At 71.0% G+C, this 22,197-nt stretch carries 21 protein-coding genes and 1 tRNA gene; 18 read left to right on the forward strand and 4 right to left on the reverse strand.

All coding sequences use genetic code 11. From position 1 onward, the window contains the following. The first annotated feature begins 31 nt into the window (after positions 1 to 31). From hisS to GVL03_RS10895, 13 genes are all read left to right on the forward strand, one after another. Entirely contained in the window at positions 32 to 1,285 is a 1,254-nt protein-coding gene (hisS, locus tag GVL03_RS10835) for a histidine--tRNA ligase (RefSeq protein ID WP_235038124.1), read from the forward strand. 91 nt (positions 1,286 to 1,376) lie between these two features. Then, positions 1,377 to 2,090 carry an O-methyltransferase gene (locus tag GVL03_RS10840; RefSeq protein ID WP_159501011.1) on the forward strand — a complete coding sequence of 238 codons (714 nt, stop codon included), beginning with the start codon at positions 1,377 to 1,379 and terminating at the stop codon, positions 2,088 to 2,090. 105 nt (positions 2,091 to 2,195) lie between these two features. Continuing rightward, the gene (gene eno / locus GVL03_RS10845) at positions 2,196 to 3,476 is read left to right on the forward strand and encodes a phosphopyruvate hydratase (RefSeq protein ID WP_159501012.1); all 1,281 of its coding nucleotides are present in this window, start codon (positions 2,196 to 2,198) and stop codon (positions 3,474 to 3,476) included. 197 nt (positions 3,477 to 3,673) lie between these two features. Then, the gene (locus tag GVL03_RS10850; RefSeq protein ID WP_159501013.1) at positions 3,674 to 4,090 is read left to right on the forward strand and encodes a septum formation initiator family protein; all 417 of its coding nucleotides are present in this window, start codon (positions 3,674 to 3,676) and stop codon (positions 4,088 to 4,090) included. A gap of 43 nt (positions 4,091 to 4,133) precedes the next feature. Further along, a complete protein-coding gene (locus GVL03_RS10855; protein WP_159501014.1) occupies positions 4,134 to 4,667 on the forward strand; it encodes a DUF501 domain-containing protein in 534 nt (177 codons plus the stop codon). Beyond that, positions 4,664 to 6,001 carry a S8 family serine peptidase gene (locus tag GVL03_RS10860; RefSeq protein ID WP_373683839.1) on the forward strand — a complete coding sequence of 446 codons (1,338 nt, stop codon included), beginning with the start codon at positions 4,664 to 4,666 and terminating at the stop codon, positions 5,999 to 6,001. The genes GVL03_RS10855 and GVL03_RS10860 overlap by 4 nt, the downstream gene beginning before the upstream one ends. A gap of 35 nt (positions 6,002 to 6,036) precedes the next feature. After that, positions 6,037 to 7,431: an NAD(P)/FAD-dependent oxidoreductase gene (locus tag GVL03_RS10865; protein ID WP_159501038.1), complete on the forward strand. Its 1,395-nt coding sequence runs from the start codon at positions 6,037 to 6,039 to the stop codon at positions 7,429 to 7,431. 76 nt (positions 7,432 to 7,507) lie between these two features. Next, a tRNA-Leu gene (locus GVL03_RS10870) sits at positions 7,508 to 7,580 on the forward strand. Between the two features lie 53 nt (positions 7,581 to 7,633). After that, on the forward strand, positions 7,634 to 8,860 hold the full coding sequence (locus tag GVL03_RS10875) for an alanine racemase (protein ID WP_159501016.1): 1,227 nt from the start codon (positions 7,634 to 7,636) through the stop codon (positions 8,858 to 8,860). Positions 8,861 to 8,877: 17 nt separating this feature from the next. After that, positions 8,878 to 10,188: a D-arabinono-1,4-lactone oxidase gene (locus GVL03_RS10880; protein WP_159501017.1), complete on the forward strand. Its 1,311-nt coding sequence runs from the start codon at positions 8,878 to 8,880 to the stop codon at positions 10,186 to 10,188. A gap of 87 nt (positions 10,189 to 10,275) precedes the next feature. After that, positions 10,276 to 10,845 carry a LemA family protein gene (locus GVL03_RS10885; RefSeq protein ID WP_159501018.1) on the forward strand — a complete coding sequence of 190 codons (570 nt, stop codon included), beginning with the start codon at positions 10,276 to 10,278 and terminating at the stop codon, positions 10,843 to 10,845. Between the two features lie 21 nt (positions 10,846 to 10,866). Continuing rightward, positions 10,867 to 11,754 (forward strand): M48 family metallopeptidase, encoded by an 888-nt coding sequence (locus GVL03_RS10890; RefSeq protein ID WP_159501019.1) that lies wholly within the window; start codon positions 10,867 to 10,869, stop codon positions 11,752 to 11,754. Between the two features lie 47 nt (positions 11,755 to 11,801). Then, positions 11,802 to 13,634, forward strand: a complete 1,833-nt coding sequence (locus GVL03_RS10895) for a pyruvate kinase (protein ID WP_235038121.1) — start codon at positions 11,802 to 11,804, stop codon at positions 13,632 to 13,634. Positions 13,635 to 13,651: 17 nt separating this feature from the next. Here the strand turns inward: GVL03_RS10895 and GVL03_RS10900 are convergent, their stop codons facing one another. Continuing rightward, on the reverse strand, positions 13,652 to 14,902 hold the full coding sequence (locus GVL03_RS10900) for a winged helix-turn-helix domain-containing protein (protein WP_200847144.1): 1,251 nt from the start codon (positions 14,900 to 14,902) through the stop codon (positions 13,652 to 13,654). 58 nt (positions 14,903 to 14,960) lie between these two features. Here GVL03_RS10900 and GVL03_RS10905 point away from each other — a divergent pair, with 58 nt between their 5' ends. After that, positions 14,961 to 16,148 carry an AI-2E family transporter gene (locus GVL03_RS10905; RefSeq protein ID WP_159501020.1) on the forward strand — a complete coding sequence of 396 codons (1,188 nt, stop codon included), beginning with the start codon at positions 14,961 to 14,963 and terminating at the stop codon, positions 16,146 to 16,148. Next, positions 16,145 to 17,371 (forward strand): threonine ammonia-lyase, encoded by a 1,227-nt coding sequence (gene ilvA, locus GVL03_RS10910; protein WP_159501021.1) that lies wholly within the window; start codon positions 16,145 to 16,147, stop codon positions 17,369 to 17,371. Before GVL03_RS10905 ends, ilvA begins: the two co-directional genes overlap by 4 nt. 21 nt (positions 17,372 to 17,392) lie before the next feature. On the opposite strand, the gene greA is transcribed toward ilvA, so the two are convergent. Further along, entirely contained in the window at positions 17,393 to 17,884 is a 492-nt protein-coding gene (gene greA, locus GVL03_RS10915; RefSeq protein ID WP_159501022.1) for a transcription elongation factor GreA, read from the reverse strand. 93 nt (positions 17,885 to 17,977) lie between these two features. Then, on the reverse strand, positions 17,978 to 18,373 hold the full coding sequence (locus tag GVL03_RS10920; protein ID WP_159501023.1) for a DUF4307 domain-containing protein: 396 nt from the start codon (positions 18,371 to 18,373) through the stop codon (positions 17,978 to 17,980). Between the two features lie 68 nt (positions 18,374 to 18,441). Between GVL03_RS10920 and GVL03_RS10925 the strand changes: the two genes are divergently transcribed. After that, positions 18,442 to 18,741, forward strand: coding sequence for a hypothetical protein (locus tag GVL03_RS10925; RefSeq protein WP_159501024.1), 300 nt, complete (start codon positions 18,442 to 18,444; stop codon positions 18,739 to 18,741). 183 nt (positions 18,742 to 18,924) lie between these two features. Here GVL03_RS10925 and GVL03_RS10930 read toward each other — a convergent pair whose 3' ends face one another. Then, complete coding sequence (locus GVL03_RS10930; RefSeq protein ID WP_159501025.1) at positions 18,925 to 19,638, reverse strand: hemolysin III family protein; 714 nt, start codon at positions 19,636 to 19,638, stop codon at positions 18,925 to 18,927. Between the two features lie 101 nt (positions 19,639 to 19,739). On the opposite strand from GVL03_RS10930, the gene GVL03_RS10935 reads away from it, so the two are divergent. Then, complete coding sequence (locus tag GVL03_RS10935) at positions 19,740 to 20,525, forward strand: isoprenyl transferase (protein WP_159501026.1); 786 nt, start codon at positions 19,740 to 19,742, stop codon at positions 20,523 to 20,525. Positions 20,526 to 20,710: 185 nt separating this feature from the next. Further along, positions 20,711 to 22,066 (forward strand): PhoH family protein, encoded by a 1,356-nt coding sequence (locus tag GVL03_RS10940; RefSeq protein WP_159501027.1) that lies wholly within the window; start codon positions 20,711 to 20,713, stop codon positions 22,064 to 22,066. The last annotated feature ends 131 nt before the right edge of the window (positions 22,067 to 22,197 follow it).

A 22,197-nucleotide genomic window follows, 5' to 3' on the forward strand; every position in this document is an offset into this window, starting at 1 on the left:
GGGAGTGGCAGCAGTGAACCCGCCGCGCGGCATGCGCGATTTCCTCCCCGCAGACAAGGCCCGCCGTGAGCGGGTGCTCGCCGTGATCCGTGACCGCTATCGCGCGCACGGCTTCGACGAGATCGAGACGCCCGTCGTCGAGGACTACGACCGGCTGCACGCCGGCATGGGCGGCGACAACGAGAAGCTCGCCTTCAACGTGCTGAGACGGGGGCTGGACGCGGACGCCGTCCGCGCCGCGGCCGACGATCCCGCCGGCCTCAGCGACCTGGGTCTGCGCTTCGACCTGACGGTGCCGCTCGCCCGCTTCTACGCCTCGCACCGGGGCGAGCTGCCCGGCGTCTTCCGGTCGATCCAGATCGCGCCGGTCTGGCGGGCGGAGCGACCGCAGAAGGGGCGCTACCGCCAGTTCGTGCAGTGCGACATCGACATCATCGGCGACGCATCCGCCCGGGCCGAGGCGGAGCTCATCGTGGCGACCCTCGACACGCTCGACGCCCTGGGGCTCGAGGGGGCGAGCGTGCGGATCAACGACCGCCGCGCCCTCGACGCGGTGCTCGACGTGTTCGGGTTCGCCGCCGAGGAGCGCCCGGGCGTGCTCATCACGATCGACAAGCTCGACAAGATCGGGCCGGCCGGGGTCGTCGCCGAGCTCCGCGAGCGCGGGGCGACCGCATCCGCCGTCGGCGCGTTCGCGGCGTTCCTCGATCGCGCCCCGCTCGAGACGTCCGTCTACGGCGAGGCGCAGATCCGCGCGGGGCTCCCGGCCGGCGTCGGCGACGAGGTCGTCGCGCACCTGGTCGGCCTCGGCTCCGCCGTGCGGGCTGCGCGAGGCGCCGCCGCCGTGCCCCTCGTCTTCGACCCGTTCCTCGTTCGCGGCATGGGGTACTACACCGGCACGATCTTCGAGCTCGCGCATCCCTCGGTGCCGTACTCGCTCGGCGGCGGCGGCCGCTACGACGGCATGATCGGCCGGTTCCTCGGTCAGAGCGTGCCTGCGGTCGGCTTCTCGATCGGGTTCGAGCGGATCGTCGACCTCGTCGAGGCGACGACGGACGCCGCCGCCGACGCGGTCGTGCTCGTCCACGACCGCGACGTGCCCCTCGCGGAGCTCGTCGCGCTGAAGGCGGCCCTCGTCGCCCGAGGGTCGCGGGTGCGGCTCGAGCAGCGCACCAAGAACCTCAAGGGGCTGCTCGAGCGTGCCGCAGCCGACGGCTACGCCTCGTTCGCGACGGTCTCTGCGGGTGCCGAGGTCGACGCGCTCGAGATCAAGCCGCTCGGCTGAACGGCGCTCGCGATCCTCAGCCCCTCGGCCTCGGGTGCGGTGTCCCGTCCGAGGGGTTGACCTCGGGGGAGCCGACGGGTTGGCTGGGCGCGTGAGCGAGACGACGCCGGTCCCCACGCCCGAGGGGTGGCGTGCCGTCGACGCCTACCTCACCGATCTGCTGGTCGGGCACGACGAGGCACTCGCGCACGCCGTGCGCGATCAGCGATCGGCGGGGCTCCCACCGATCGAGGTGGCACCGGTCAGCGCCAAGCTGCTGCACCTGCTCGTGCGCATCGCCGGAGCCCGCCGCATCCTCGAGATCGGCACGCTCGGCGGATACTCGACGATCTGGCTCGCCCGCGCACTGCCCGCGGGCGGTCGGGTGACGACGTGTGAGGCAGAGCCGCGCAACGCGGCGGTCGCCCGCCGCAGCATCGATCGTGCCGGTGTGGGCGATCGGGTCGAGATCCGGCAGGGGAGGGCCGCCGATGTGCTGCCGACCCTGGAGGGCCCGTACGACCTCGTCTTCATCGACGCCGACAAGGAGTCGAACGCGCTCTACCTCGACTGGGCGGCACGGCTCGGACGGCCCGGCACCGTGATCGTCGTCGACAACGTGGTGCGCGCGGGGAGGATCGTCGACCCGACCGCGACCGGTTCGCAGGTCGAGGGCGTGCGTCGCGGTCTCGAGCTGCTCGCCGCCGACCCGCGTTTCGACGCGACGGCGCTGCAGACCCTCGACGCCAAGGGCTGGGACGGGTTCGCGATCGCGGTGGTGACGGATGCGGACACGGTCGCTGTGCCGGAAGCGCCGCTTCACTAGACTCGAAGGCGGATCGACGTCGCTCCGAGAACCATCCCTCGTGCTCCCCCGTTCGTCGCGGCGCGGCGTGCGGAGCGAGGAACCACCCCAACGCAAGGAGTCCCTGTGGCACTGATCGAGGCTGTAGGCGCGCGCGAGATCCTCGACTCGCGCGGAAACCCGACCGTCGAAGTGGAGGTGCTCCTCGACGACGGCGTCGTCCAGCGTGCGGCCGTCCCCTCCGGCGCATCCACCGGCGCCTTCGAGGCGTACGAGCTGCGCGACGGCGACAAGAGCCGGTACGGCGGCAAGGGCGTCCTCACGGCCGTCGCCGCGGTCATCGATGAGCTGGGGCCCGCCCTCGAGGGCGTCGAGGCGAGCGAGCAGCGCGTCGTCGACGAGATCCTGATCTCCACCGACGGCACCGAGAACAAGTCGCGCACGGGCGCCAACGCGATCCTGGGCGTGAGCCTCGCCGTCGCCAAGGCCGCCGCGGACTCGGCCGACCTGCCCCTGTTCCGCTACCTCGGCGGACCGAACGCGCACGTCCTGCCCGTTCCGCTGTTCAACGTCATCAACGGCGGCGAGCACGCCGACAACGGCATCGACTTCCAGGAGTTCTTCCTGGCGCCCATCGGCGCCGAGACGTACGCCGAGTCGCTTCGCTGGGGCACGGAGGTCTACCACGTGCTCAAGGGCGAGCTGAAGTCCGCGGGCTTCGGCACCGGCCTCGGCGACGAGGGCGGTTTCGCCCCGGACCTCCCCAGCAACCGCGAGGGCCTCGACTTCCTGCTGAAGGCGATCGAGAAGGCCGGTTTCACCCCGGGCTCGGACATTGCCGTCGGCCTCGACGTCGCCGCCACCGAGTTCTACCAGGACGGCGTCTACACGGTCGAGGGCAAGCCGTGGACGCCGGCGGAGCTCATCGACTATTTCGCCGACCTCGTCGCGAACTACCCGATCGTCACGATCGAGGACGCACTGGCTGAGGACGACTGGGAGAACTGGAAGCTGCTCACCGACGCCGTCGGCACCAAGGTGCAGCTGGTGGGCGACGACCTGTTCGTCACCAACCCGAAGCGCCTGCAGCAGGGCATCGACCTCGGCGTCGCGAACGCCCTGCTCGTGAAGTTCAACCAGATCGGCTCGCTCAGCGAGACGCTGGACGCGGTCGCGCTGGCGACGTCGAACGGCTACCGGTCGATGTGGTCGCATCGCTCGGGCGAGACCGAGGACACGACGATCGCCGACCTCGCGGTCGCCACGAACGCGGGTCAGATCAAGACCGGTGCGCCCGCTCGCAGCGAGCGGGTCGCGAAGTACAATCAGCTTCTGCGCATCGAAGAGGAGCTGGGCGACGCGGCGGTGTTCGCCGGCCGCTCGGCCTTCCCGCGCTACCGGGGCTGAGTCCCGCACCCGAGAAGCATCCGACGAGAGGGGGAGCCGTGTCCCGACGAACGGCTCCCCCTTCCCGTACTCGCGATCAGGCTCGTTCCGATGGTCGGGCTCGTTCCCGCGACCGCGTCGGCTCCGGGGGACGGGATGGCGCGTCCCGCCGCGTCGACGTGCGGGAGTGGCTCGGCGGCATCAGACTGTCGGGGTTCATGGTGATCATGCTGGGCCTCGTCGTGCTCGGCGTGCTCGTGCTCGTGCCCACCGTCGGCACCTATCTCGACCAGCAGAGCCGCATCCGGGCCCTCGAGCACTCGGTCCAGCTCACGCAGGACGAGATCGACGAGCTCCAGACCCAGAGCGATCGCTGGGACGATCCCGCGTACATCACCACCCAGGCTAGGGAACGGTTGTACTACGTGCGACCGGGCGAGGTCGTCTATCTCGTCGACAACGATCTGTCCGAGGCCGAGCAGCCTCGTGAGCAGGAGGACGTCAGCGACCAGGTCGAGCAGACCCGCACCGACTGGATGGCGCAGTTCGTGCGCTCGATCACGGCCGCAGGCGGGGCGCAGACCGCGGTCGCGCCCACCGAGGCGCCGGCCGAGCAGGAGACCCCGGCGCCCTGACCGGCGGCGGCGCCCCGACCGGCACGGACGGTACCCTGGCGGGGTGAGCCCTGTGCCGTACCCGCCCGTGACCGACGCCGAGCTCGCCGTGCTGCGCGCTCAGCTGGGGCGTCCGGCGCGCGGCGCCGTGGGGATCGCCGCGCGCTGCGTCTGCGGCAACCCCACGGTGGTGGCGACGGCCCCCCGCCTCGACGACGGCACGCCGTTCCCCACCTTCTACTACCTGACGCACCCGGCGGCGACCGCGGCGATGTCGACGCTCGAGGCCGAGCACGCGATGCCCGAGCTCGCGGCGCTGCTCGACGACGACGAGACGCGCGACGCGTACCGGCTCGCGCACGAGTCGTTCCTGCGCGATCGCGCGGCGTACGGCGACGTCCCCGAGATCACGGGGGTCTCCGCGGGCGGCATGCCCACCCGCGTCAAGTGCCTGCACGCGCTCGCCGGCCACGCCCTCGCCGCGGGGCCGGGCGTCAACCCGATCGGCGACGCCGCGCTCGCGCGCAGCCCATGGTCGCCCGAGCGCTGCGTCTGCGTCGAGCCGGGCGCGGCCCTCCGGGAAGGCCCGACCGGGTGACCCGCGCGAGGGTGCGGACGGGGGCGGCCGTGATCGCCCTGACGGTGCTGCTGACCGGGTCCCCGGCGGCGGCGAGCGCGGGCGTGGTCCCGTCGCCCGCCGCGACCCCCGACGCGGTCACCCCCGGGGGAGTCGACATGGCCCCGGGCGTCGATCCCGTGCGGGCGCAGGAGTACTGGCTGGATGCCTACGGCGTGCGACAGGCCTGGCAGACCACCCGGGGCGAGGGCGTGCGCATCGCGATCATCGACACCGGCGTCGGTCGCGCTCCCGAGTTCGACGGCGCAGTCGTGGGCGGCACGGATGTGTCGGGCCAGGGCACCCCGGACGGCCGCACCCCGGTCGGTGTCGTCGACGCGAACCACGGCAGCTGGGTGGCCTCGCTCGCGGCGTCCCGCGGTCTTCCCGACGAGACCGGCATGATCGGCGTCGCGCCGGAGGCCGAGCTGCTGTCGGTCTCGGTCGGATTCGGCACGACCTCGCAGGTGCCGTTCGCGACACAGGTCGCCGACGCCATCCGCTGGTCGGTCGACAACGGTGCCGACGTGATCAACCTGTCGTTCACGACCAACACGCTGGACTGGGATCGGAGCTGGGACGACGCGTTCGGCTACGCCTTCGACCATGACGTCGTGGTGGTCGTCGCGGCCGGAAACCGGGGGACGGGCACCGCGCGGGTCGGCGCGCCCGCGACGATCCCGGGCGTGCTGTCGGTGGCGGGCGTCGATCCCTCGGGAGTCGCCAGCCTCGAGGCGTCCACGCAGGGGATCACGATCGGCGTCGCCGCCCCCAGCGAGGATCTGCTGGGCGTCTCCGCCGACGGCCAGGTCGTCTTCTGGAACGGCACGAGCGGGGCGGCGCCCATCGTCGCGGGCATCGCCGCGCTCGTGCGCGCGGCGCATCCCGAGCTCGACGCCGCGAACGTGATCAACCGCATCATCTCGACGGCCGATCCGCCGGCGGGGGCCGGCTCGCTCCCCGACGCGCTCTACGGCTACGGGCTGGTGGATGCGGCTGCGGCCGTGTCGGCATCCGTCGCCGCCGTGACCGCCAACCCGATGGGCGATCTGAAGGAATGGATCCGTGTGCACCGGCGCGCCCAGGACGACCCCGTTCCCGACCCGACCTCGAGCGAGGTCGTGATCCCCGATCTGCCGCTGTCGAACGAAGCGGGCGCGCCCGCCTCGCCGCTGCTGCCCACGGTCGATACGCTGTTGTACGGCTCCCTGCCGCTTCTGGGCGGCACGGTGGCGGCTATACTGATCTCGCTCGGCGTCAGTGCTGCTGTCCGTCGCATCCGATTGACGCGCTCAGATCGCGCGCCCAGCCGTTGAAACGTCTAGGAGTTCGTTCCACTGTGACCAGCACCGTGCCCAGGATCCTCATCGTCGGCGGAGGCTACGCCGGTTTCTACACCGCCTGGAGGCTCGAGAAGCATCTGCGCAAAGGTGAAGCCGAGGTCACGATGGTGGACCCGCTTCCGTACATGACCTACCAGCCCTTCCTTCCCGAGGTCGCGGCGGGTGAGATCGAGGCCCGCCACGTCGTCGTCGGGCACCGTCGCCACCTCAAGCGCACCAGCATCGTCACCGCGAAGGTGACGAAGATCGACCACGCGCGCAAGGTCGCGACCATCACGCCACCGCTCGGCGACCCGTGGGAGCACGAGTACGACCAGATCGTGGTGACGGCAGGGGCCGTGTCGCGCACGTTCCCGATCCCGGGCATCGCCGACAACGCGATCGGTCTCAAGTCGATCGAGGAGGCGGTGGCGATCCGCGATCGCATCCTCGCCAACTTCGACAGGGCCGCGAACCTGCCGGCCGGTCCGGAGCGCGACAGGCTGCTGACGGTCGTCGTCGTCGGCGGCGGGTTCGCGGGCATCGAGGTGTTCGCCGAGCTCCGGGAGCTCGCGTCCTCGCTCGTGAAGCAGTATCCGTCGATCTCCTTCGAGGACACTCACTTCCATCTGATCGAGGCAATGGGCCGGATCATGCCCGAGGTGTCGCAGAAGACGAGCGAGTGGGTGCTGAAGTTCCTCGCCCAGCGCGGTGCCTTCGTGCACCTCGACACGCAGGTGCAGGGTGCGATCGACGGCAACGTGGAGCTCTCCACCGGCGAGACCATCCCCACCGATCTGATCGTCTGGACCGCCGGTGTCATGGCCAACCCCACGGTCGTCCGCGGCGGCGACCTGCCCGTCGAGGAGCGCGGCCGCATCCGCACGCGCGCCGACCTGCGCGTGGGCACCGAGGAGGAGGCCGTCGAGGGCGCGTGGGCGGCAGGCGACGTCTCGGCAGTGCCCGATCTCTCCGGTGGCGGGGTCGGCGGATACTGCGTGCCGAACGCCCAGCACGCCGTGCGTCAGTCGAAGGTTCTCGCGAAGAACCTCGTCGCGGTGCTGCGCGGTGAGCTTCCCAAGCAGTACGTCCACAAGAACCTCGGTGCCGTTGCGGGACTGGGCCTCTACAACGGCGTGTTCCAGTCGGGCAACATCGCGCTGAAGGGCTTCCTCGCGTGGTCGGCGCACCGCGGCTACCACGGCATGGCCATGCCGTCGTGGGAGCGCAAGTGGCGTGTGATCGGCGACTGGTGGCTGAACTTCTGGCTCGGTCGCGACAACGTCTCGCTGATCACCGTCCAGAAGCCGCGCTACGTGTTCGAGGAGTTCGCGGCGCGCCCGCGTCCGCCGCAGCCGGTCGCCGAGGAGGCACCCGCGGTGTCCCCCGCCGCGGAGAAGACCCCGGCAGCCGCCGCGAAATGATCACACCGACGACGCCGCATCATCCCTGCCGGACGGTGCGGCGTCGTCGCATCCGTGCCGCATAGGGTGAGAGCGGGCCCCCGTAGCCCAATGGCAGAGGCAGGCGACTTAAAATCGCTTCAGTGTGGGTTCGAGTCCCACCGGGGGTACATGGGGACGAGTTCCGCCGGGCCACGCATGTGAGACGGGGAAGAGGACGACGATGACCATCGATCTGCTGTCGGCCCCCGCGGGCGAGCCCTGGCTCGATCCGCGTGCGTACTGGAGCGGGATGACGCGCGCGGTGGCGCATCTGCCGGCGCCGATCGCGACGCTCGGTCTCGAGGCGCTTCGATACAACGCGCTCGACATGGTCGTCCGGGCCGGAGGCGTGCCCGTCCGCGTGGCGAGCAAGTCGATCAGGGTCCGCGAGGCGATCTCCGCGCTGCTCGCGGTGCCCGGGTACCGGGGCGTCCTCGCGTTCACCCTTCCCGAGGCGCTGTGGCTGGCCGAGGAGCACGACGACATCGTCCTCGGGTATCCGTCCGTCGACCGCCTCGCTCTCGCGCGCCTCGCCGCGGACGACGCGGCCGCTACGAGGGTCACCCTGATGATCGACGACGTCGCGCAGCTCGACCTCATCGACGCGATCGCTGCGCCCGCGGCGCGGGCGACGCTCCGGGTCGCCATCGATGCGGACGCATCCTGGCGTGCTCCCGGCATCGGCCACCTCGGGGTGCGACGCTCGCCGGTGCACGAGGTCGGAGAGGTGACGCGTCTGGCGCGGGCGATCGCCGGGCGTCCCGGTTTCGATCTGGTCGGACTGATGATGTACGAGGCGCAGATCGCCGGACAGCCGGATGCCGAAGGCGGCGGTGACGCGGTCGTCCGCTGGATGCAGCGGCGTTCCGCGGCGGAGCTGCAGGCGCGGCGCGGCGCGGTCGTCGCGGCGCTGCGCGAGATCGCGACCCTCGAGTTCGTCAACGGCGGCGGCACCGGATCCCTCGAGAGCACCGCGGCCGACGAGGCGGTGACGGAGCTGACGGCGGGGAGCGGTATGCTCGCCGGTCATCTGTTCTCGCGCTATCGCGCGTTCACGCCGGCCCCGGCGGCGGCGTTCGCGCTCGACGTCGTGCGCCGCCCGGCCGACGACATCGTCACCGTGTCGGGCGGGGGCTGGATCGCCTCCGGACCGCCGGTCGCCTCGCGCCAGCCTGCACCGGTGTGGCCGCCGCGGTTGCACGCCCTCGCTCGGGAGGGCGCAGGAGAGGTGCAGACACCGCTGCGGGGGACGACGGCGCGGAGCCTGCGAATCGGGGACCGGGTGTGGTTCCGGCACGCGAAGAGCGGCGAGCTGTCCGAACGCGTCGACTCCTTCGCGCTCGTGGCCGACGGCGAGGTCGTGGGCACGAGCCCCACCTACCGCGGCGAGGGGAAGGCGTTCCTGTGACCCGACCGGGTGTTCGCGTGACACGGCCCGGAGGGGAGTGGCGGAACTGGGCGCGCACCGAGCGGGTGCGTCCGCAACGGGTGGAGTTCCCGGCAACGGCCGAGGCAGTGCAGCGCGCGGTGCGGGCAGCGGCCGACCGGGGGCTTCGCGTCAAGGCGGTCGGCGCCGGCCACAGCTTCACCGGGATCGCCGCGGCGCCCGGGGTGCTGTTGGATCTCACCGACCTGAGCGGACTGGTCGCGATCGATCGCGAGCGCGCCCGCGTCACCCTCCGCGCCGGCACGCGGCTGCACCGCATCCCCGCTCTGCTCGCCCCCTACGGCCTCGCGATGCCGAATCTCGGCGACATCGACCGGCAGTCGATCTCGGGAGCGATCTCGACCGGGACCCACGGCACGGGAGCGCGGTTCGGCGGCCTCGCGACGCAGGTCGTCGGCGTGACGCTCGTCACCGGCGACGGTGAGCTGCTGCGGGTCGACGAGCAGGAGAACGCCGAGCTGCTGCCGGCGGCCGCACTCGGTCTGGGCGCGCTCGGCGTGCTGGTCGAGGTGACCCTCCAGTGCGTCCCCGCGTTCCTCCTGCATGCCACCGAACGGCCGGAGCCCCTGGACTCCGTGCTCGCCGACCTGCCCGCCCGGGTCGAGGCGTCCGACCACTTCGAGTTCTACTGGTTGCCGCACACGGATGTGGCCTTGACCAAGACCGACGAACGGCTGCCCGAGAGCGCACGGCGCCATCCGCTGGCCGCCCCTGGTCGGTGGGTGGAGGAGACCCTCCTGTCGAACGTCGTCTTCGGAGCGCTCTGCGGGATGGGACGGGCGGTTCCGGCGGTGGTGCCCGCGATCTCGCGGCTCGGCGCACGCACGATCGGCGATCGCGAGTACACCGATCGATCGGCCCGCGTGTTGACGCAGCGCCGTGGGGTGCGGTTCCGCGAGATGGAGTACGCGCTTCCCGCCGATCGCGTGTGCCCGGCGTTCGAGGCGGTGCGTGCGCTGATCGACGAGCACGGATGGCGCATCTCGTTCCCGGTCGAGGTGCGGTTCGCCGCCGCCGACTCCCTCTGGATGTCGACCGCGCACGATCGCCGGACCGGCTACATCGCGGTGCACCGGTACTGGCGGGAGGACCCGGCGGAGTACTTCGCCGCGGTCGAGACGGTCATGCTCGCGCACGGCGGACGCCCCCACTGGGGAAAGATGCACACGCTGGACGCCGCGGCGCTGCGGGAGCGCTACCCGAGGTTCGACGACTTCGTGGCGGTGCGCGACCGGCTCGACCCGACGCGGATCTTCGGGAACGCGTACCTCGAGCGCGTCCTGGGGTGAGCAGTGGCTGAGAGTCCTCATCGCTCCGCGGACGCAGTGCAGGCACGGCACTAGGATGAGGGCACTACGCGAACGGAGCACCCTTCTATGTGGGAATGGCTGATCCCGGTCCTCATCCTCGTCGCCCTCGTGGCTGTCGTGGGCATCTACCTGTGGGCCACCTACAACTCGCTCGTCCAGCTGAACGTGCGCGTCGATGAGGCGTGGAGCGACATCACGGTGCAGCTGAAGCGTCGAGCGGACCTGCTGCCGAATCTCATCGAGACGGTGAAGGGATACGCCGCGCACGAGAAGGCGGTGTTCGAGAACGTGACGCAGGCCCGTGCCGAGACGATCTCCGCCTCGGGGCCGGCGGATGCGGGCATCGCGGAGGGCCATATGCAACAGGCGCTGAAGTCGCTGTTCGCGGTGGCCGAGGCGTACCCGCAGCTGCAGGCGAGCCAGAACTTCCTGCAGCTGCAGCAGTCGATCGTCGACACCGAGGACAAGATCCAGGCCTCGCGCCGGTTCTACAACGGGGGCGTTCGCGAGCTGAACACGAAGATCAAGGTCTTCCCGAACAACCTCTTCGCGCGCAACCTCGGCTTCCACGAGCGGGAGTTCTTCGAGGTCGTCGACGGCGCGGCGATCGCCGAGCCGCCGCGCGTGCAGTTCTGATGCGCGCCGGCTGAGGCTGGCGTGTACTCGGCGATCGCGCGCAACAAGCGCAACACCTGGTTCATCCTGATCGGCTTCCTGCTCCTGCTCGGCGCGATCGGGCTGCTGGCGGGATGGCTGGCGGGCAACAACTGGTGGATCACCGCGCTCATCCTGGTGTTCGCCGCCGGCTACGCCGTGGTGCAGTACTTCGTCGCCGACCGCGAGGCGCTGGCCCTGGCCGGCGCGGTGGAGGTGTCGCAGACCGAGGCTCCGCGATACCACCGACTGGTCGAGAACCTGTGCATCACGACGGGCACCCCCATGCCACGGCTCTACGTCGTCGAGGACGCCGCCCCCAACGCCTTCGCGACCGGTCGCACTCCGGAGAAGGCCGCCATCACGGTGACGACCGGGCTGTTCGAGACCCTGACGGACCGTGAGCTGGAGGGCGTGCTCGGACATGAGCTCGGTCACATCCGCAACTACGACATCCGAGTCTCGCTCATCGTGTTCGGCCTCGTCGTCGCCCTCGGGATCGTGGCCGACATGCTGGTGCGCTTCGCGTTCTTCGGGGGCGGGCGCCGGGGCGGCAACAACCAGGCGCAGGTGATCTTCCTCGTCTTCGGCGTGGTCGCGGCCCTCGTGGCGCCGTTCATCGCCGGGGCGGTGCAGGCGGCGATCTCCCGCCAGCGCGAGTACCTGGCCGATGCGACGAGCGCGCTGACCACCCGCGACCCGGAGGGGCTCGCCTCGGCCCTGACGAAGCTGCAGGAGCACGGCGCACCGCTCAAGCGCGCGAACACGTCGATGGCCCATCTGTGGATCTCCGACCCGCTCAAGCCCGGTGCACTGTCGCGTCTGTTCGCGACGCATCCGCCGCTTCCCGACCGCATCGAACGCCTGCACGAGATCGGCGGCACGTTCTAGCCGCAGCCGTTCACCCGGGTGTCATCGAAGCGCGATAGCGTCGTGCGATGACACCCGGGGAGCACGCCGGCGCAGCCGCCGCGGAGCAGGGCCGTATGGCGACGGCGGGAGCAGGGCTCGCCGAGGTGGCGACGTCGCTGCGGTCGCTGCGGGACGAGGCGCTCGCCTCCGAGGCGGCCGCAGCGGATGCCATCGCACAGATCGATCCGGTCCATCGTGATGGCGCACGCAACCTCGTGCACTATCTGGCGCTGCGCGCGCACGACCTGCGGGAGCTGCAGGAGAAGCTGACCGCGTCCGGGCTCTCGTCGCTCGGCCGGATGGAGCGGGACGTCCTCGGCAATCTGGACGCCGTGCTCAGGCTGGTGGATGCGGCTACCACCGGGAGGACGACGACGCACCTCGCCGTGGTGTCGACCGAGCCGGACGCGCTCCGCCGCCACGCGGCGCGGCTGCTCGGCGGCGCGCCGGAGGACCGCAGCACGCGCATCATGGTGACCCTGCCCACCGAGGCCGCCGACGATCCGGAACCGGCGCGCCGCTTCGTGGCGGCGGGCATGGACCTTGCCCGCATCAACTGCGCGCACGACGACCCGGCGGCGTGGCAGAGCATGGCCGCGCACGTGCGCGCTGCGGGCGACGGCATCCCGGTGGCGATGGACCTCGCGGGGCCGAAGCTGCGGACCGGTCCGATCACTCCCGGACCCCGGGTGGTCAAGGTGAAGCCGACACGGGATGCCGCTGGTGCCGTGCTCGATCCGGCGCGGCTGCAGCTCGTGGGCGCCGTCGGCGAGGTCGAGGACGATGCCCCGGCCGTGCCGGTGACGGACGCCGCATGGGTGGCAGCGCTGCGCGAGGGCGAGGCCGTGCGCTTCGTCGACGCCCGGGGGCGGCGACGCCGGATGCGGGTGGTACGGGTGTCCGGCGCGACGGCACTGATCGAGGGGGATCGCACCGTCTACATGCCCGCGGGCGCGGAGCTTCGGGGAGCCCGGGGGAGCGCGCGGGTCGGCGACATCCCGCCGCTGCCCGGATCGCTCCGGGTGCGTCCGGGAGACACGCTGCGGCTGACGCGGTCGCTGGAGCCGGGCGGCACGGCCGGTGACGGTGTCCACCGCGTCGGGTGCACGCTGCCGGAGGCGCTCGACGCACTGCGGCCGGGAGCCCGGGTCGCCTTCGACGACGGGAAGATCGAGGGCCTCGTCGAGCATGCCGACGCGGAGGAGGCGCACGTCCGCATCGTCTCGGCGAAGCCCGGCGGCACGCGGCTGCGGGAGGAGAAGGGCATCAACCTGCCCGACTCCGACGTGGCGGTCTCGGCGCTCACCGACGACGACCTCCGCGACCTCGACGCGGTGGTGGCGATCGCCGACATCGTCCAGCTGTCGTTCGTGCGGTCGGCCGAGGACGTCCGCACGCTGTTCGACGAGCTCGACGCGCGCGGGGGCCACGACGTCGGGGTCGTGGTCAAGATCGAGACGGTGCGCGGTTTTCGTGCGCTGCCCGCGATCCTCCTGGAGCTGATGCGGCGCCCGGACGTCGGCGTGATGATCGCCCGGGGAGACCTCGCGGTGGAGGCGGGCTTCGAGCGGCTGGCCGAGGTGCAGGAGGAGATCCTGTGGATCTGCGAGGCCGCGCACGTGCCGGTGATCTGGGCGACGCAGGTGCTCGACGAGCTGGCCTCGGGCGGCGTTCCCACCCGCGCGGAGGTGACCGACGCGGCCGCGGGGGAGCGGGCCGAGTGCGTCATGCTCAACAAGGGCCCCCACATCGACGAGGCGATCCGGGCGCTCGACGACATCCTGCGCCGGATGCAGGGCCATCTCGACAAGAAGCGACCGCTGCTGCGACGGCTGCGGTCGTGGTCGCCGGAGGCCTGACACGGCCGTCACGGGGGTCATCCCGGCTCGTCGTCCGCCAATGCCGTCGGCTCGGGGCCGGCCTCGTGTCGCTCCGCCTCGGGCAGCGCATGAGCGAGGTCTGCCGTCGCGTCGCCCCAGCGCGACACCGAGATGCCGGCGAGCCCCTGCCACGCCGCGGCCTCGCGCAGCACGCCCGCCAGCCGTTCGGCCGCATCGTTCGGGCGAGCGTGCTCCCACCAGGCCGACTGCACGCGAAGCACGGATGCGGCGCGGTCGGCCTTCAGATCGATCCGGCCGACCACGTCGTCGCCGACGAGCACCGGCAGCGAGTAGTAGCCGAAACGCCGCTTCGGAGCGGGGGTGTAGATCTCGATGCGGTAGTCGAAGTCGAACAGGCGCTCCGCCCGCGGCCGGAACCACACCACCGGGTCGAACGGGGTCAGCACGGCCGCCGCATCGACGGCACGGGGCACGGTGGCGTCGCGGTGCAGCCATGCCGGGCGCCGCCACCCCTCCACCGCCACCGGCCGCAGCACGCCGTCGCGCTCCAGCTCGGCGACCACACCGGCCGTGGTGCGCTGGTCGCCGAACCGCCAGTAGTCGTCGAGATCGGCGACGGTGGCCACCCCGTAGGCGCGCGCGGCGCGCTCGATCAGCGTGCGCAGCGCCTCCGCCCGCTCGACGCGGCGGTCCAGCGCCGCGGCCGGGATCACGTCGGAGGCGAGCCCGTACACCCGCTCGAAGCCGCGGCGCCCGGCGATCGCGACCTCCCCGGTGAACCACAGGTACTCCAGTGCGCTCTTGACCGCGCTCCAGTCCCACCACGGGCCGCGGCGCGCGGTCTGCGCGTCGTGCTCGATCTGCGCCGGCCGCACCGGTCCACGCGAAGCCAGCTCGCCCCGCACCCACCCCAGCGTCGCCTCGTCGACGTCGAACCAGCCCTTCCGCTCATGACGCTCGCGGTGGTCGTCCATCCGGAAGCGGAAGAGCGCCCAGTCCTCCGCGGCGACGAACGCGGCCTGGTGCGCCCAGAACTCGACGAACGGTGCGCGCCGTGAGAAGAGCAGGCGGTCGAGCCGGGCGGTGTCGTACGCTCCCAGCCGCGAGAACAGCGGCATGTAGTGCGATCTGGCGAACACGTTCACAGAGTCGATCTGGAGCGTCGCCATCCGCTCGATCTCCCGCGACAGACGTCGGGCCGAGGGGTCGTCGGCGCGCGTGGGGCCGAACCCCTGCGCGCGGAGGGCGACGCGACGCGCCTGCGCGCGGCTGAGTGTCTCTCGCACGCCGGCCAGCCTAACCACCGCGTCCGACACCGCCCGGGGCGCGGCCTAGACTGGCGGGATGAGCGACCCCGACGAGAAGCCTCGCGGTTCGTTCCTGGACGCCCTCCGGATGCGGACGATCTCCACCGAGGTCGGCGGGGCGATGCCGAGGGGCCTGCGCGTCGCCACGGCGTACGCCTGGCGGTTTCTGGTGATCGCGGCGGCCGTCGGCGTCGCCATCTGGATCATCATGCAGCTGAAGATGCTCGTGATCCCGCTGCTCATCGCGATCCTGGTGGCGGCGCTCGTATGGCCCGGCTTCACCTGGATGCTGCGGCGTCACGTGCCGCGCTGGATCGCGATCATCATCGCGGTGCTGGGCACTCTGGCGATCATCACGGGACTCCTCTGGCTGGCGATCTGGCAGATCACCCAGCAGTGGGCCTCGGTGCGCGACCGCACGGTCGACGCGATCGTGCAGTTCCGGGACTACCTCATCGACGGCCCACTGCACCTGACCTCCGAGCAGATCGACGAGCTGCTGGTGCAGGGCTTCGATCTGCTCCGCCAGCAGGCGGAGCTCCTGTGGTCGGGCGCGCTCGCGATCGGGTCGACCGTCGGGCACGTGGCGACGGGTCTCCTGCTCGCCGTCTTCATCCTGCTGTGCGTGCTGGCCGACGGCGGGGGCATCTGGCGTTGGACGACGCGGCTGTTCCCGAAGGCCGCACGCCCCGGCGTCGACGGCGCCGCCCGCGCGGGCTGGATCACGGTCGTCAACTACGCGCGCACCCAGCTGCTCGTCGCGACGATCGACGCGATCGGCATCGGCCTCGGCGCGTTCCTGCTCGGCGTGCCGCTGGCCATCCCCGTCGCCGTCCTGGTCTTCCTCGGCGCCTTCATCCCGTTCGTCGGAGCCGTGCTGACCGGGGCCATCGCGGTCTTCCTCGCGCTCGTCTACAACGGGCCGTGGATCGCTCTGTGGATGCTCGTCGTCGTCCTCGCCGTGCAGCAGATCGAGGGACACGTCCTCCAGCCGCTCCTCATGGGAGCCGCCGTGAAGGTGCACCCGCTCGCGGTCGTCCTCGTCGTCGCGGGCGGCGCCATGATCGCCGGCATCCCCGGAGCCCTGTTCGCGGTGCCGCTCGCCGCATTCGTCAACGTCGTCGCGGTGTACCTGTCGCGACGCGCCTGGGAGACGGGCGAACGTCCCGATCCCGACGATCTCATCTGGAGTACCGTCCCCCGACCGAGGAGGAACCGGGCGTGAACCTGCCCACGCTGGCCGATTTCGAGGATGCCGCGAGCACTCTCCGAGGCATCATCACCCGCACGCCCGTCGACGAGTCGCACGTTCTCAGCGAGAAGCTCGGGGTCCCCGTGATCCTGAAGATGGAGAACTTGCAGCGCACCGGGTCGTTCAAGATCCGCGGTGCCGTCTACCGGCTGTCCCGGCTGACGGCGGCCGAACGCGCCCGCGGCGTGGTCGCCGCATCGGCGGGCAACCACGCGCAGGGCGTCGCGCTCGCGGCGCAGCGGCTCGGCATCCCGGCCACGATCTTCATGCCCCTGGGCGTGCCGGTTCCGAAGCTGCTCGCCACCCGGGGCTACGGGGCCGAGGTGATCCTCGACGGCGCGACCGTGGAGACGCCGTTGCGCCTCGCCGCGGAGTTCGCCGAGCGCACCGGCGCCGTTCTCATCCATCCGTTCGACCACCGCGACATCATCGTCGGACAGGGGACTCTCGGTCTCGAGCTGTTCGAGGACGTCCCCGACCTGGACACGGTGCTGGTCGGCATCGGCGGGGGAGGGCTGATCGCGGGCGTCGCCGCATCGGTCAAGGCGCGCGCTGCGGCCGTCGGGCGGACGGTGCGGATCATCGGCGTGCAGGCGGCGAACTCCGCCGCGTACCCGGCGTCGCTCGCGGCCGGGCGTCCCCTCGAGGTCGCGACCACCCCGACGATCGCCGACGGCATCGCGGTGGCCCGCCCGGGTGACACGCCCTTCGCGATCGTCGACGAGCTCGTCGACGAGGTCGTCACCGTGACCGACGACGACATCGCCCGCGCGATCCTCATGCTCCTCGAGCGCGCGAAGCTCGTCGTGGAGCCCGCCGGGGCCGTCGGCGTCGCCGCCATCCTCACCGGAAAGGTGCGGGCGACGGGAACGACCGTGTCGGTGCTCTCCGGCGGGAACATCGACCCGCTGCTGCTCCAGCGGGTCGTCGCGCACGGCCTCGCCGCATCCGGGCGCTACATGACGCTGCGCATCCCGCTGCCGGATCGCCCCGGACAGCTCGCGCGCGTGTCCGAGCTGCTGGCCCAGGTCGGGGCGAACGTGAACGAGGTGCTGCACACGCGCCACGGCCAGGGGTTGCAGATCAGCGAGGTGATCCTTCAGCTGAGCGTCGAGACACGCGGCGAGGAGCACCGCGCAGAGGTGATCGGAGCGCTCGAGGCCGCCGGGTTCGCCCCCACCGTCGTGCTGGACTGACGACGACGGCGACCCGGCGGGTCACTGACCCGCGTAGGTCTCGACCTTGACGATCTCGACGCCGATGTCGCGACCGTTGGGCGCGGTGTACGACGTCTTCTCGCCCTCTTTGAGACCGAGGATGGCGGATCCGAGCGGGGAGGCCTCGCTGTAGACGTCGAGCTCGCTGCCGGCGGCGATCTCGCGGTTGCCGAGGAGGAAGACCTCCTCGCCGCCCGCGACGAGCGCGGTCACCACGGTGCCGGACTCTACGACACCCGTCGACTCGGGGGCCTCGCCCACCTTCGCGGTCTTCAGCATGGCCTGCAGAGTGCGGATGCGGGCCTCCTGCTTGCCCTGCTCGTCCTTCGCGGCGTGATAGCCGCCGTTCTCCTTCAGGTCGCCCTCTTCACGAGCGGCCTCGATGCGCTTGGCGATCTCTTCGCGGCCGGTCGTCGACAGATGTTCGAGCTCGGCGACGAGCCGGTCGTAGGCGTCCTGCGTGAGGAAGCTCACCGTTGCGTCTGCGGTCACTGGTGTCTCCTTCATCCGGGGCGTCGCGATACACGCGCGCCAAATTCACAACGCCCCGGCAGCTCGCCAGGGCGTCGTCGTAGTGCCGAAAGACTACGGCACCCAGCAGGTGTTGACAAAACCCGTGGTCGCCTCCGCCGTGACCGGGATCGTCTCGCGGAACGCCTGGGAATGCGCATCGGAGGCCGGGTACTCGACGACGAGCCAGCCGACGACGCCGTGCTCCTCGTCCTGCGCCTCGAGGACGCAGGCGAGCGGGCTGCCGGCGGGAGCCGTGACCTGGAACGAGACCGTCACGGTGCGGTCGTCGACCAGCTCGAATCCGGTCGTCGTCGCCTGGACGCTGTTCGCGGGCGTCGAGAACGCGTACCAGGCCGCCACGATCACGGCGGCGGAGATGCCGATCGTGGCGACGATCGCCCAGAAGCGGGTGCTGCGCCGGGTCCCGGTGCGGCCGTAGCGGTCGTCGAGCATCTGCGTGGTCGTCATGGCGTCTCGGTTCGGGAATTAGGCTGGAGTTCCAGGCTATGCGCTCGAGCGCGGGACAGGGGACACGGATGCATCACGGGGTGTGGCTTCTCGCGACGAGCGCGACGCCGTCGCCGAGCGCCACGACGGTCGATCCGAACCTCGTGACGCCGGGGCCGTGGGGATTCGCGGTCATCGCGTTGATCGGTTTCGCCGTCATCGCTCTCGTGTGGGACATGCTCCGCCGCATCCGCCGCGGACGGTACCGCGCCGAGGTGCGCGAGCAGCTCGACGCCGAAGCCCTCGCGGACCGGCAGGGCGCGGCGGCCGAGCGGGACTCCGAGACCGACGACGAGGACGTCGATACCGACGACGACCCAGGCCGCTGACCCGAAAGCCTCCCCGGAGCGGGGAGATTTCGCTTCCTTCGTCGGTCGTCAACGACCCCGGCCGCTGAGCCGAAAGTCTCGTCTTCTCGGTCCCGCGAGACTGCATCCTCGCGCCGAGACAGCGGGGTTGCCCCACGGTCTCGGCGCCCGCATGCAGTCTCGCGGCCCTGCGCGTGACCCGGGTCAGCCGTTGTAGGCGGGCGCCAGGCAGATCAGCAGGCACGCGGTCCAGTGGCAGAGGAACGCCAGCACGGTGCAGACGTGGAAGATCTCGTGGAACCCGAACGCCCCAGGCCACGGGTTCGGGCGCTTGAGCGCGTAGACGACGGCTCCCACCGTGTAGAGCAGCCCGCCGACGATGACGAGCACCATCATGGCGACGTTGGCCGCCATCAGGTCGCCGAGGTACATCACCGCGGCCCAGCCGAGCACGATGTAGAGCGCGACATAGAGCCATCGTGGCGCGTGGATCCAGAACACCCGGAACAGGATGCCGAGGACCGTGCCGCCCCAGACGAGCGACAGCAGCAGCACCGACTTCGATGTCGGCAGCGCCAGCACGGCGAGGGGCGTGTAGGTGCCCGCGATCAGCAGCAGGATGTTGGCGTGGTCGATGCGCTTGAGCACGATCTTCGTGCGCGGGCCCCAGTCGAAGCGGTGGTAGAGCGCGGAGTTCCCGAAGAGCAGCAGCGACGTCGTCATGAAGACCGCGGCCGACCACTTCGCGGCCGCGCCCTCAGCGAGGACGATCAGGACGATCCCCGCCGCGATCGCGATGGGGAAGGTGCCCGCGTGGATCCAGCCCCGCCACGTGGGGCGGATCTCGACCTGGGCGTCGTCGTCGGCGGCCTCGATCAGCGGGAGCGAGGGGACGTCCGGGACGCGCGAGCGGGCCATGAGCCCAGCGTATGCTTTCGCGCATGCCCGCGCCCGTACATACCCGATGACTTCGCTCTGAGTGCCGGATACGTGCTCGTCCGGCGGAGTAGCGTAGGGGTGTGAGTACGGGACGTGCGAGTGAGGGGCGGGGGCCTCTTTACCGGCTCTACAGCAATCGTCTGCGCCGTCAGATCGTGCCCGAGCACGTGCCGGGGCATGTGGCGATGATGATCGACGGCAACCGCCGCTGGGCGCGTCAGCTCGGATACGCGTCGGCTGCGCACGGCCATCGCGCGGGAGCGGCGAAGATGCGTGAGTTTCTGCGCTGGTGCGACGACCTCGGCGTGCGGGTCGTGTCGCTCTATCTCCTCTCGACCGACAACCTGAGCAAACGGGACTCGCAGGAGCTGTCGGATCTCATCCAGATCATCGCCGAGCTCGCCGAGGAGCTCTCGCGCGAGCGGGACTGGCGCGTGCAGCACGTGGGTCGAGCCGATCTGCTGCCGCCCGAGTTGGCTCGCGTGCTCGCCGACACCGACGCGCGCACTGCCGGCCACACCGGCATGCACGTGAACCTCGCCGTCGGATACGGCGGTCGCAGCGAGATCGTCGACGCCGTGCGCAGCATCATCACCAAGCACGACGAGAGCGGCGGCTCGCTCGAGGAGCTCGCGGCAAGTCTCACACCCGAGCAGATCGGCGAGCACCTCTACACCGGCGGCCTGCCGGATCCCGACCTCGTCATCCGCACCTCTGGGGAGCAGCGGCTGAGCGACTTCCTGCTCTGGCAGTCGGCCCACAGCGAGTTCTACTTCGTCGAGGCGCTGGGTCCCGACCTCCGCGAGGTCGACTTCCTCCGCGCGGTGCGGGATTTCGCGACGCGCGACCGCCGCTTCGGCGGATGAGCGCGACATCCGTTTGTTCACGAGCCCGTAACGCGACACGCCCGGAACCAGGTGGCGGGTGGGGTGCCTGCGTCGTACGTTCATCTCATCGGGCAGGGCGCCCGGTCGGGTCGGCCTCAGGAAGCGATCCGCAACCCACGGTCGACGCGAGTGACACCGGGAGAGATCCCGGGGTGGGAGCGGGTGTGACCACACGAGCACCAGAGCAGCGGCAGCGGACCATCGTCCACGAGAGCGCAGATCAGGAGACTGAACTGCGCTCTTATGTTTTGGACACGTCGGTGCTGCTGAGCGATCCCCGGGGGTTCTTCCGTTTCGCGGAGCACTCCGTCGTGATCCCCGTCGTCGTCATCACCGAGCTGGAGGCGAAGCGGCACGACCCGGAGCTCGGCTACTTCGCACGTCAGGCGCTGCGCCACCTCGACGAGCTGCGCGTCGAGCACGGACGCCTCGACTTCCCCGTCCCGGTGGGGGAGGGCGGGTCGCTGCGGGTGGAGCTGACCAACACCGACCCGAGCGTGCTCCCGGCCGGGATGCGGCTGGGCGACAACGACACCCGCATCCTCGCGGTCGCCATGCACCTCATGCACGAGGGACACCATGTCACAGTGGTCTCCAAGGACCTGCCGATGCGGGTGAAGGCGGCCTCCCTCGGGATCGTCGCGGAGGAGTACCTCGCCGAGCAGGCGGCCGACTCGGGCTGGACGGGGATTGCGAGCGTCGACCTCTCCGGCGACGAGATCAGCGACCTGTACGAGAGCGAGGTGGCGATCAGCGAGGACGTGCGCGGTCTTCCGGTCAACACAGGTCTCATCATCCACTCCGAGCGCGGGTCCGCGCTCGGCCGGGTCAGCGGTGACGGTGAGTTCCGGCTCGTGCGCGGCGACCGGGAGGTGTTCGGGCTGCACGGTCGTTCGGCCGAGCAGCGGATCGCGATCGATCTGCTCCTGGACCCCGAGGTGGGCATCGTCTCGCTCGGCGGACGCGCCGGCACCGGCAAGTCGGCGCTCGCGCTGTGCGCGGGACTCGAGGCGGTGCTGGAGCGTCAGCAGCAGCGCAAGATCATCGTCTTCCGCCCGCTGTTCGCCGTCGGCGGACAGGAGCTCGGCTATCTGCCCGGCGACGCCCAGGAGAAGATGAGCCCGTGGGGGCAGGCCGTGTTCGACACGCTCGGCTCGGTCGTCACCGGCAACGTCCTCGAGGAGGTCGTCGAGCGCGGTCTGCTCGAGGTGCTCCCGCTCACCCACATCCGCGGCCGCTCGCTGCACGACGCCTTCGTGATCGTGGATGAGGCGCAGTCGCTCGAGCGCAACGTCCTGCTCACCGTGCTGAGTCGTATCGGTCAGAACTCCCGTGTGGTGCTGACCCACGACGTCGCCCAGCGCGACAACCTGCGGGTCGGGCGCCATGACGGGATCGCCTCGGTCATCGAGACGTTGAAGGGCCACGGGCTGTTCGGCCACGTGACACTGACGCGCTCGGAGCGGTCGGCGATCGCAGCGCTCGTGACCGATCTGCTGGAGGCCAACGAGCTGTCGTGACCGCGCCGGGTGGGCGCGTATGAGAGCTTTCTCACGTCGGGCTCCTCGAGTTCTCACCCGTTCCCGTCAGGATGGGAGGACGGAGGACAAGACATGTCATCCACCGTCCGGGAGAATCCCCCAGATCGAAC

This window comes from Microbacterium sp. 18062 (assembly GCF_902706225.1).
Classification (GTDB): domain Bacteria; phylum Actinomycetota; class Actinomycetes; order Actinomycetales; family Microbacteriaceae; genus Microbacterium.

What these genes read in the sequence shown, in the direction of transcription:
- hisS (WP_235038124.1), top strand. Translation starts at nt 32, where the DNA reads ATGCGCGATTTCCTCCCCGCAGACAAGGCCCGCCGTGAGCGGGTGCTC.
- GVL03_RS10850 (WP_159501013.1), top strand. Translation starts at nt 3,674, where the DNA reads ATGGTGATCATGCTGGGCCTCGTCGTGCTCGGCGTGCTCGTGCTCGTG.
- GVL03_RS10875 (WP_159501016.1), top strand. Translation starts at nt 7,634, where the DNA reads ATGACCATCGATCTGCTGTCGGCCCCCGCGGGCGAGCCCTGGCTCGAT.
- GVL03_RS10885 (WP_159501018.1), top strand. Translation starts at nt 10,276, where the DNA reads ATGTGGGAATGGCTGATCCCGGTCCTCATCCTCGTCGCCCTCGTGGCT.
- GVL03_RS10895 (WP_235038121.1), top strand. Translation starts at nt 11,802, where the DNA reads ATGACACCCGGGGAGCACGCCGGCGCAGCCGCCGCGGAGCAGGGCCGT.
- GVL03_RS10905 (WP_159501020.1), top strand. Translation starts at nt 14,961, where the DNA reads ATGAGCGACCCCGACGAGAAGCCTCGCGGTTCGTTCCTGGACGCCCTC.
- GVL03_RS10920 (WP_159501023.1), bottom strand. Translation starts at nt 18,373, where the DNA reads ATGACGACCACGCAGATGCTCGACGACCGCTACGGCCGCACCGGGACC.
- GVL03_RS10925 (WP_159501024.1), top strand. Translation starts at nt 18,442, where the DNA reads ATGCATCACGGGGTGTGGCTTCTCGCGACGAGCGCGACGCCGTCGCCG.
- GVL03_RS10930 (WP_159501025.1), bottom strand. Translation starts at nt 19,638, where the DNA reads ATGGCCCGCTCGCGCGTCCCGGACGTCCCCTCGCTCCCGCTGATCGAG.